Source organism: Streptococcus sp. 477, assembly GCF_013277295.1.
Lineage (GTDB): Bacteria > Bacillota > Bacilli > Lactobacillales > Streptococcaceae > Streptococcus > Streptococcus pseudopneumoniae.
On sequence record NZ_VMMQ01000066.1, the window covers coordinates 1 to 6326 of the forward strand.

The following is a 6326-nucleotide window of genomic DNA, read 5'->3' on the forward strand; positions in this document are numbered from 1 at the left end:
AAATAATCTGTAGACGTTTGTGATATTTGGCGTACGATGAATCTCTTAGGAGTTGTTCAATTTTTTGTGTTTCTTCGTTTGTAAGTTTCATAACTACTATTATAAGATGTTTTTTGATTTTAGGATAGTATTATATTAAACTTGATTAATCAACTATTGATAAATCAATAGAAAGGAGGAAGAAATGATAGAGATTCAAGATTTACTGTATCAACTCCGCTTGTCTGAGCAAGCGAGTACGCAATTGTTTGAAAAAAGGCTTGGGATTAGTTTGACACGGTATCAGATTTTATTATTTTTGTTGAAGCATTCCCCTTGTAATCAAATAGCGGTTCAGGAGCGTTTGAAGATTGATCAGGCTGCTTTGACACGGCATTTTAAGATTTTAGAAAAGGAAGGTTTGGTGGAGCGTCATCGTAATCCTGAAAATCAGCGAGAAGTCTTGGTAGAGGCTACGAAGTATGCCAAGGAGCAGTTAGTGATGAATCCACCTCTGCAGCATATCAAGGTTAAGAAAGAGATGGAAAGTATCTTAACAGAGTCTGAGAGAACAGAATTCAGCCGTTTATTAAACAAATTGGTTTTGAGCATTGAAAATATAGAAATTTAAGGAGAAATAGATGTCAATTATTACAATTATTTTAGCAACAATCGTTGCTTTGGAGCATTTTTACATTTTTTATTTGGAAAGTATTGCAACGCAATCAGAAGCGACTAGTCGTGTCTTTAACATGGACAGGGAAGAACTAGCTCGTCCGTCGGTAAGTTCACTGTTTAAAAATCAAGGGATTTATAATGCTCTGCTAGGAGTCTTTCTCCTGTATGGGATTTATTTCTCACAGAATTTAGAAATTGTGACTATTTTTGTTTTATTTGTGATTGGTGCTGCGGCTTATGGCTCTCTCACAGCAGATAAGAAAATTATTTTGAAGCAAGGTGAGCCAGCTATTTTAGCCTTGATTAGTATTTTTCTCTTTAAATAAGTTCAAAGGTCAATCTTAGTCTCGCTAGTCCTTTTCACTCCGGAATAAGGGAAATATGTTATACTTGTTTTTAAGAAAAAGTCTCATTGAATTTGTTTTGAGGAGTTAGAAATGAAAGTATTAGTGACAGGTTTTGAGCCCTTTGGAGGGGAAAAGGTTAATCCAGCTTTGGAGGCCATTAAAGGTTTACCAGCTGAAATCCATGGTGCTGAGGTCCGTTGGTTAGAAGTGCCAACAGTCTTTCACAAATCGGCTCAAGTATTGGAAGAAGAGATGAACCGCTATCAACCTGACTTTGTCTTTTGTATTGGCCAAGCAGGTGGAAGATCTAGCTTGACGCCTGAACGAGTGGCTATAAATCAAGACGATGCACGCATTCCTGATAATGATGGTAATCAACCGATTGACCTTTCCATTCGCCAAGACGGTGCTTCGGCCTACTTTAGTAGTTTACCGATTAAAGCGATTGTTCAAGCTATAAAAAAAGAGGGCTTGCCGGCCTCTGTTTCCAATACGGCAGGGACTTTTGTCTGCAACCATTTGATGTATCAGGCCCTCTATTTGGTAGAAAAGAAATTTCCACATGTTAAGGCAGGTTTTATGCATATTCCTTATATGATGGAATAGGTGGTGAATCGACCTACAACTCCAGCTATGAGTTTAGTGGATATTAGGCGAGGGATAGAAGCGGCAATCGGAGCCATTATAGAACATGGAGATCAGGATCTCAAGTTGGTAGGCGGAGAAACTCATTGATAGAAAAAAGCTTGAGGGAAAACCTTCAAGCTTTTGGACGTTTTCGAGCCAATACTGCTCGGTAAAAAATCATTTTATTAATTAATTTGAATGTAGGGTAGGAGTGAAAAACTAGCCCTACCAGGGGTAGTTTAGTTGGTATTTTTTACTAAGTGCTGCTCTAAGTACTGCTCTATAAAAGCTGATTTTAGTACATTGGATATAAGGTAGGAGTAAAAAACTAGCAATGCCAAAGGTAATCCAATTGAGGAAGTACCAAGGAAGAAGCTGTAAATCTAGGACAAAGTGCTGGAACTTGTAGCCCTTCATAAAGGAACGGCTAGTTTTTAGGATTCGTCTTGGTGAGGCCTGTCCTAGGTCTAGACTATAACAGAGAAGAAATTCCACCTGTGAATAGGCATAATACTGTGGAATATAGAGGATATTTCCTACAATGATCAAGATGAGACTTGCAAGAAAGTAGAGTCCAAAGACCATGAGGAAACGCTCGGTTTCAACTGATGAGAGATCTAGATTTGGAAACTCAGGATGTAGGGTGACGAATTTTTGGGCTAAAAAGCTACTATAAAAGAGGAAGTAAATCCCAAGTAAATTAGGGATACTCCATAAAAAGAGATAGAAACGTTTGAGAAGTAGGGTCAAAAAGGTTTGAGAAAAGCGCTCCTCATCAAAGAGAGCTAGGCTGTTTTTTACAGATGGCTCCGTTTTAGAATCTTTCATGAGTGTCAGGGTTGCATAGACGGAACTGGTCAAAAGAATAGTCCCGATAAAGGAGACTAGTAGAGGAAAGAGGTAGGCTTGAAGTATTTGACCAAGTATGCTGAAAAATGGCTGTTCTAAAACAGTCACGTGGATCCGAGATAAGGGATTAAGAAAACCAGATAAGATGACCAGCATACTGGGAAGGATATAGAGGAGAAAGAGACGGGGGGTGTCAGCCTGAAAATGTTTTGACTCCTGACGAATTGTTTTTAAATCAATTTTTGGATAGTTCATTCTCTTATTATACCATAGTTCGTGACAGTTCCAGCTTTTTTTGATAAAATCATACAGTATGCCCTTGGGTACAAAGTATGAACTGGGACTGTCTTTCCCAGCTTCGGAGGTAAAAAATGTCAGATTCACCAATCAAATACCGTTTGATTAAGAAAGAAAAACATACAGGAGCTCGTCTGGGAGAAATCATCACTCCCCACAGCACCTTCCCAACACCTATGTTTATGCCAGTTGGGACTCAAGCCACTGTCAAAACTCAGTCGCCTGAAGAATTGAAGGAGATGGGGTCGGGAATTATCCTATCAAACACTTATCATCTCTGGCTTCGCCCTGGAGATGAACTCATTGCTCGCGCAGGTGGTCTCCACAAGTTCATGAATTGGGACCAGCCTATCTTGACAGATAGTGGTGGTTTTCAGGTTTATTCCTTAGCAGATAGCCGTAATATCACAGAAGAAGGAGTAACCTTTAAAAACCATCTCAATGGTTCTAAGATGTTCCTATCGCCAGAAAAAGCCATCTCTATTCAGAATAATTTGGGTTCAGACATCATGATGTCCTTTGACGAATGTCCTCAGTTTTATCAACCATACGACTACGTTAAGAAATCAATCGAGCGTACCAGCCGTTGGGCTGAGCGTGGTTTGAAAGCTCATCGTCGTCCGCATGACCAAGGATTATTTGGGATTGTGCAGGGGGCTGGATTTGAAGACCTACGTCGCCAATCAGCTCATGACCTTGTCAGCATGGATTTCCCAGGCTACTCTATCGGTGGCTTGGCAGTAGGAGAAACCCACGAAGAGATGAATGCGGTTTTGGACTTCACAACCCAACTGCTTCCTGAAAATAAACCTCGCTATTTGATGGGTGTCGGAGCGCCAGATAGCTTGATTGATGGGGTCATTCGTGGGGTGGATATGTTTGACTGTGTCTTGCCGACTCGTATCGCTCGTAACGGGACTTGTATGACCAGTCAGGGACGTTTGGTTGTCAAAAATGCCCAGTTTGCTGAGGACTTTACGCCACTGGATCCTGAGTGTGATTGCTACACATGTAAGAACTACACACGCGCCTACCTTCGTCACCTACTCAAAGCTGATGAAACCTTCGGTATCCGCTTAACTAGCTACCATAATCTTTACTTCTTGCTTAACCTGATGAAGCAAGTGCGACAAGCCATCATGGATGACAATCTCTTGGAATTCCGTGAGTATTTTGTGGAAAAATATGGCTATAATAAGTCAGGACGCAATTTCTAAAACGGAATAGATATAAGCTAAAAATCCTAAGTTTTCTCTTAGGATTTTTCTTCTTTTTTTGATAGAATAAAGTGTATAATGAAAGGGAGAATAAACTCGTATGCGCATTAAATGGTTTTCCTTGATTAGGATTACAGGTTTACTACTGGTACTCTTGTATCATTTCTTTCAGACCATCTTTCCTGGAGGATTTTTCGGGGTAGATGTCTTTTTCACATTTTCAGGTTTCCTGATTACGGCTCTACTCATCGAAGAGTTTTCTAAAAATCATGAGATTGACTTGATTGGATTTTTTAGGAGACGCTTTTATCGGATTGTGCCACCTGTGATTTTGATGGTCTTGGTAACCATGCCCTTTACCTTTCTAGTTCGCCAAGATTATGTGGCTGGAATTGGGGGTCAGATTGCGGGTGTTTTAGGCTTTATGACTAACTTCTATGAACTGCTAACAGGTGGGAGTTATGAATCTCAGTTCATTCCTCATTTGTTTGTTCATAATTGGAGCTTGGCCGTTGAGGTTCACTACTATATTCTTTGGGGATTGGCAGTTTGGTTCTTATCCAAACAGTCCAAATCAAATGGTCAGTTGAGGGGAATGGTCTTTCTCTTATCAGCTGCTGCCTTCTTGATCAGCTTCTTCTCCATGTTTATTGGTAGTTTTCTAGTGACCTCTTATTCCTCTGTTTACTTCTCCAGTTTAACTCATGTCTATCCATTCTTTTTGGGAAGTATCCTAGCAACGATTGTAGGCGTTCGTCAGACGACTTCCCTCGTCAAGCAGTTGGATAAAATCTGGGATTTACGCAAGACCCTTTTGGTTTTTGGAGGAGGTTTTGGCTTCTTACTCATTTTGACCTTCTTTGTCAAATTTACCTATCTTTTTGCCTATCTTATGGGCTTCTTACTTGCTAGCCTTGCAGCTCTTGCTATGATTCTGGCGGCGCGTGTCTTACATGAAAAGACACATCATATACAAGAGACAAAGATGATTAGCTTTTTAGCGGATACTAGCTATGCAGTTTATCTCTTCCATTGGCCTTTCTACATCATTTTCTCACAGTTGACCTCAAATCTTCTTGCTGTGTTATTAACTTTGATTTTTTCTTATGGATTTGCCAGTCTTTCATTTTATGTATTGGAACCTTGGATTGCAGGCAAGAACACACCTATTTTACAAACTCTTCGTCCCCTGCCTTATATTCACACAATTCTTGCAACAAGTACGGGAATCTTGGCCTTCATTGTCTTCTTAGTGACTTTGTTGGCACCACAAGTGGGAGCGTTTGAGACAGACTTAACTGTCAATGGCTTGAAGCAAGCTGCTAGTACTATTGCCCAAACAAAAGTGATAGCAGAACGAGCAGAAGCTGATAGTTTAGGAATTGCTGATGGCACTATGTTAATTGGTGACTCGGTGGCTTTAAGGGCAAATACAGCCCTGCAGACAGCTCTTCCTGGAGCACAAATTAACGCGCAGGTCAGCAGAACAACCAAGACTGCCAATGAAATCATGATAAACAATAGCCAAAATAAATTTTTACCTAAGATGGTGGTCATTGCGACTGGGGTAAATAATCCTGAAAATTACAAGGAAGACTGGGACAGTATCGTGAAAAATCTTCCTAAGGGCCACCATATGGTTTTGGTGACTCCTTATGAGGGAGATAAGACAAAAGAGACCTATGCCATCGTTGAGAAGGCTGCTGCCTACATGAGAGAATTGGCAGAGAAGACACCTTACATCACGATAGCAGATTGGAATCAAGTTGCGAAAGAGCATCCAGAAATTTGGGCAGGAACAGACCAAGTCCATTTCGGAAGTGACACTAGCACTATTGAAGCAGGAGCAAAATTGTATGCAGATACGATTGCCACAGCCTTGAAGACAGCTCAAGACAAGCCAGTCAAATCAAAATAACGTGTATTAAAAAGAGAAGAGTTGGAGAAATCCAACTCTTTTAAAATATCGCATCTCTGTGCCTTTCTTGTGTTTGTGGTTGAACAACAAGTATAACACAGAGGTGTTTTCTTATGTCTACACTTTCAGCTAGTTGAACCATCTAATTTTTAGGAGGGCTGGGTGGCTAACTTCATTATATAACTTTCATTTAGTAAATCGAACGTGAAAATGTCCCATTTGATAAAATAGTCGTATGAAAAGGATCCAACTGAATATGAATGAAACGAAAAAATATCTTGTGATAAAAGCTATAGACCAAGGAAAGAAAACAAAGAATCGAGCCTGTGTCGAACTGAATCTTTCTGAAAGACAAATCAATCGTCTGCTACTAGCCTATCAACAGAAAGGAAAAGAAGCCTTCAGACACGGAAA

General features: G+C 40.2%; 6 protein-coding genes and 1 pseudogene. 6 read left to right on the forward strand and 1 reads right to left on the reverse strand.

Features of this window, described 5'->3' with window-relative positions:
* The first annotated feature begins 184 nt into the window (after positions 1-184).
* The 3 genes and pseudogenes from HT691_RS07745 (at position 185) to pcp (ending at position 1739) form a co-directional block, all read left to right on the forward strand.
* A complete protein-coding gene (locus tag HT691_RS07745) occupies positions 185-610 on the forward strand; it encodes a MarR family winged helix-turn-helix transcriptional regulator (RefSeq protein WP_000570119.1) in 426 nt (141 codons plus the stop codon).
* Between the two features lie 10 nt (positions 611-620).
* Positions 621-983: a DUF1304 domain-containing protein gene (locus HT691_RS07750; RefSeq protein ID WP_000022854.1), complete on the forward strand. Its 363-nt coding sequence runs from the start codon at positions 621-623 to the stop codon at positions 981-983.
* Between the two features lie 111 nt (positions 984-1094).
* Positions 1095-1739: pseudogene (pcp, locus tag HT691_RS07755) on the forward strand (pyroglutamyl-peptidase I).
* 117 nt (positions 1740-1856) lie between these two features.
* On the opposite strand, the gene HT691_RS07760 reads toward pcp, so the two are convergent.
* Positions 1857-2735 carry a DUF975 family protein gene (locus HT691_RS07760; protein ID WP_001108855.1) on the reverse strand — a complete coding sequence of 293 codons (879 nt, stop codon included), beginning with the start codon at positions 2733-2735 and terminating at the stop codon, positions 1857-1859.
* A 116-nt stretch (positions 2736-2851) separates the two neighbouring features.
* Between HT691_RS07760 and tgt the strand changes: the two genes are divergently transcribed.
* From tgt to HT691_RS07775, 3 genes are all read left to right on the forward strand, one after another.
* Positions 2852-3994, forward strand: a complete 1143-nt coding sequence (tgt, locus tag HT691_RS07765; protein ID WP_001285257.1) for a tRNA guanosine(34) transglycosylase Tgt — start codon at positions 2852-2854, stop codon at positions 3992-3994.
* A 100-nt stretch (positions 3995-4094) separates the two neighbouring features.
* Positions 4095-5912, forward strand: coding sequence for an acyltransferase family protein (locus HT691_RS07770; RefSeq protein WP_001220862.1), 1818 nt, complete (start codon positions 4095-4097; stop codon positions 5910-5912).
* 256 nt (positions 5913-6168) lie between these two features.
* Positions 6169-6326, forward strand: a 158-nt coding sequence (locus tag HT691_RS07775) for a helix-turn-helix domain-containing protein (protein ID WP_172923167.1), incomplete at its 3' end; no start/stop codon positions are given.

Bases quoted from the DNA above. Each gene is read 5' to 3' on its own strand.
- HT691_RS07745 (WP_000570119.1), top strand. From the start codon at position 185: ATGATAGAGATTCAAGATTTACTGTATCAACTCCGCTTGTCTGAGCAA.
- HT691_RS07770 (WP_001220862.1), top strand. From the start codon at position 4,095: ATGCGCATTAAATGGTTTTCCTTGATTAGGATTACAGGTTTACTACTG.
- HT691_RS07750 (WP_000022854.1), top strand. From the start codon at position 621: ATGTCAATTATTACAATTATTTTAGCAACAATCGTTGCTTTGGAGCAT.
- HT691_RS07760 (WP_001108855.1), bottom strand. From the start codon at position 2,735: ATGAACTATCCAAAAATTGATTTAAAAACAATTCGTCAGGAGTCAAAA.
- tgt (WP_001285257.1), top strand. From the start codon at position 2,852: ATGTCAGATTCACCAATCAAATACCGTTTGATTAAGAAAGAAAAACAT.